This window comes from Kitasatospora sp. NPDC093558 (genome assembly GCF_040683475.1).
Taxonomy (GTDB): domain Bacteria; phylum Actinomycetota; class Actinomycetes; order Streptomycetales; family Streptomycetaceae; genus Kitasatospora.
Genome location: NZ_JBFBDY010000728.1, coordinates 1 through 2,847, shown reverse-complemented (window position 1 = coordinate 2,847; position 2,847 = coordinate 1). Strand labels below are relative to the sequence as shown.

Annotated in this window: 1 protein-coding gene and 2 pseudogenes; all 3 read right to left on the bottom strand. The window is 76.6% G+C overall.

Annotation, left to right across the window (positions count from 1 at the left end):
• A pseudogene (locus AB0O00_RS34375) lies at positions 1–676 on the bottom strand (hypothetical protein); the annotation flags it as partial.
• Positions 673–1,908 carry a MoxR family ATPase gene (locus AB0O00_RS34370; protein WP_363658554.1) on the bottom strand — a complete coding sequence of 412 codons (1,236 nt, stop codon included), beginning with the start codon at positions 1,906–1,908 and terminating at the stop codon, positions 673–675. The gene AB0O00_RS34370 and the pseudogene AB0O00_RS34375, both read right to left, overlap by 4 nt.
• A 38-nt stretch (positions 1,909–1,946) precedes the next feature.
• Positions 1,947–2,847: pseudogene (locus tag AB0O00_RS34365) on the bottom strand (hypothetical protein); the annotation flags it as partial.

The window sequence follows — 2,847 nt, the reverse complement described above, 5'->3', positions numbered from 1 at the left end:
CCTCTTTGGCCCAGCGCCGCCAGCCGTCCGGGGCGCTCCCCGGCCGGCCGGTGATGCCCTCGGCGACCCGAAAGCGCACCGCGTCCCGCTCCTGCCGGCTGAGCCCGTGGGCGCCGTCCGGGCCGAGGTCCCACGGGCGCACCCGGCCGTCGGCGCCGCTGCCGCAGTCGAGCCAGGCCAGGTGGTCGGTGAGCTGCCCGAGCCGGAACTGCCTGAGGTAGTCCTCCATCAGCCCGCCCGCCTCCAGATCCAAGTGGGCCGGGAGGACGGCCCCTTGGGGGCACACGAGGCCGTCGCCGTAGATGTCGTCGTTGATCTCGCAGTCGGCGGCGATGTTCATCCGCAGCTGCTCCCCGGGGCCGGTCAGCCCGTGCTCCTTCGCGTACCGCTCGCTGCGCGCGTGGTGGTCGCGCAGGAGGTGGGACACCTCGTGCACCCACACGCCGGCGAGGTCCTCGACCGGCGTCCGGGCGACGAAGTGCGGGGAGGCGTAGCAGCGCCAGTGGGCGTCGACGGCCATCGTCGGGACGTCCCGCGACTCCACCACGTGCAGGGCGAACAGCGCCGTCGCCAGGTAGGGGCGGGCCCGGGCGGCCATCAGCCGGGCGGCGAAGAGCTTGTCGACGTCGAGGTCTGCGAGGCTCGCGGTCGTGGGCGCACTCTCGTTGGTGTTCATCGGCCGCCCCTGCCCGCGAGCGCCGCCACCCGGTCCGCCGCGGCGTCCGCGCGCCGGGACAACTGCACCGCGCCGGCGAGCCGGTCGATCGCGGCCGGCACGTCCCAGTCGTCGCGGCGCAGCGAGGCGAGCGTGGTCGCGGGGACGACCACGACGTCCGGGGCGCCGGTCTCCATCGCGTGGACGAGCAACACCCAGGCGGCGTCCCAGCGTTCGCGCGTCGCCCGGTTGCGGACGGCGGCCACGACGCCGTCCAGGACGGCCTGGCGCAGGTCGCCGCGCTCGGGCAGGACGGCGGCGGCCGGGTCGGCGAGGAGGTCCTCCGGGTCCGGGAGGTCCATCCGGTCGATGCTCGCGAGGAGTTCGAGCCCGGGGCCGTCCCCGACGGTGCCGCGGACGAGCAGCGACAGGACGTCCCGCGAGGAGCCGGCCGCCGTCGCGAAGGCGGTCAGGCGCAGCGCCATGTCCCAGCTGCGCGGGGACGGCCAGGCGCCACCGCGGCGGGCCTCGCTGCTCGGCAGCTGGTGGACGAGCTTGGGGCGGGCGGCGAGCAGCCCGCAGACGGCCCGCCGGGCGAAGGCCACCGCCTCCGGGAGCGCGGCCGGGTCGAGGCTCGGCAGGGTGGCGCGCGGCCAGGTGCCGCCGAGGCCGCGGACGACGACCTCGTGGTCGTGGACCCACTGGAGGTGGACGAAGCGGTTGGCGAGCGGGGGGCTCAGCTCCCAGCCGTCGGCGGCCGAGGAGCGCGGGTTGGCGGCGGCCACGATCCGTACGCCGGGCGGGAGTTGGAGCGATCCGATGCGGCGCTCCAGGACCAGCCTGAGCAGCGCGGCCTGGACGGCGGGCGGCGCGGTGGACAGCTCGTCGAGGAAGAGCAGCCCGCGCCCGGCCCGGACGAGGCGCACAGCCCAGTCCGGCGGCGCCAGGGGGACGCCTTGCTGGGCAGGGTCGTCGCCGACGATCGGCAGCCCGGAGAAGTCGGAGGGCTCGTGGACGCTGGCGATCACGGTGGTGAGCGGCAGGTCGAGGGAGGTGGCGAGCTGGTTGAGGGCGGCGGTCTTGCCGATGCCGGGCTCGCCCCAGAGGAGGACGGGCAGGTCGGCGGCCACGGCGAGCGTCAGGGCCTCCAGCTGGTCGTCCGGGCGGAGTTCGGTGGTGGTGTCGGCGAGGAGCGCCAACAGGTCGGCGGCGACGGCGAGTTCGGCGTTTTCGGGCAGGACGGAAACAGACATGGGATCACCTTGTGAAGAGGGCCTGAAGACGGTCGGTGTCAGAAGGAGTGCCGCGGGTGCGAGCGGTGGTCGCGCGGGCGGGGCCTGCCCGGCGGGCAGTGGCCGGGCGGGCAGTGCGCGCCGGCCAGGCCCGCGCGGTAGAGGCCGTGCGCGATCCGGCGCCGCGCCGCCGCCTCGAGTTCGTCCCGAAGCGGGCCGTCGCGCAACACGGCCGCGGGGCCGAGCAGTTCCTCGACGACCGCGAGGGCCCCGGCGGTGTCGCCGTGGTCCAGGAGTTCGCGGACGCCGTCGAGCCCGTCCGGGCGCCGGTGGGCGAGGTCGATCGCCCGCAGGCACGGCAGGGGCGGGCCGCCGAGGGCGACGAGCAGTTCCTCGCGGCGGAGCTGCTCGGGCTCGTGGTCGAGTGCGACCAGCGCGCCGTCCACCAGGCCGATCCGGTGCCGGGCGCCCCGGCACTCGACGAACCGGGAGCCGTCCGGGCGCCGCATCCGTGCTTCCGGGACGTGTCCCGGCACCAGGACGGCGGCGACCAGCGGGTGCAGCCGTTCGGGCGAGATGAACCCGCCGCGCAGCAGTTCCACGTCCGGCGGGATCCACGTGGCAGCATCCGGCAGCACCGGCAGTCCGTCCGGCGGGCCGGACGCGAGCGTGCCGTCGGCGCCGAGGACGAGCCGATGGCGGCCCCCGAGCCGGACGGCGACGGGACCCTCCGGCAGCCCGTCGGCGGCCAGCAGGATGCGCGCCTCGTCGGCCCAACGGTCGACGGCGCACGGCAGGCCCGGTGGGACCGCCGGATGCACCGGCCGCACCGCGCCGTCGCCACCGCGATCGCCCAACTCGCCTGCCCGGTCGGCGTCCCAGAGGTGCCGGTGCAGGTCGAGCCGGTAGCGGGGGCTCGGCCGCGGATGCGGGTGCGGGCCCGCGTCCGCGCCGTCGGAC